The organism is Streptomyces sp. SID12501 (assembly GCF_010550245.1).
Classification (GTDB): Bacteria; Actinomycetota; Actinomycetes; order Streptomycetales; family Streptomycetaceae; genus Streptomyces.
On record NZ_JAAGLU010000876.1, the window covers coordinates 1 to 410 of the forward strand.

General features: G+C 72.0%; 1 protein-coding gene. It reads right to left on the minus strand.

All coding sequences use genetic code 11. The features are described from left to right. A partial coding sequence (locus G3I71_RS48925) for an LLM class flavin-dependent oxidoreductase (RefSeq protein ID WP_164325445.1) occupies positions 1 to 410 on the minus strand: 410 nt, incomplete at both ends.

The following is a 410-nucleotide window of genomic DNA, read 5'->3' on the forward strand; positions in this document are numbered from 1 at the left end:
GTCGTCCTTGCCGACGCACACGACGAGGGCGTTGGAGTAGACGAGTTCTTCGGCCTTGCGGCCCGCCTCGGCGGCGGCGGCCCGGACGCGGGCGAACTGTCGGCGGCTGTCGTCGATCGAGGCGAACGGCATGTTGAACTCGTCCGCGTAGCGGGCGGCGAGGCGCGGGGTGCGCTTCGCGCCGTGTCCGCCGATGAGGACGGGCACCTTGGCCTGGGCGGGCTTGGGCAGGGCCGGCGAGTTCTCCAGCCGGTAGTGAGTGCCCCGGTGGTCGAACGTGGCGCCGGGGGCGGTGGCCCACAGGCCGGTGATGACGGCCAGTTGCTCCTCCAGTCGGAACATCCGCTCGGCCGGGAAGGGGATGCCGTACGCTTTGTGCTCCTCCTCGAACCAGCCGGCGTCCAGCCCCG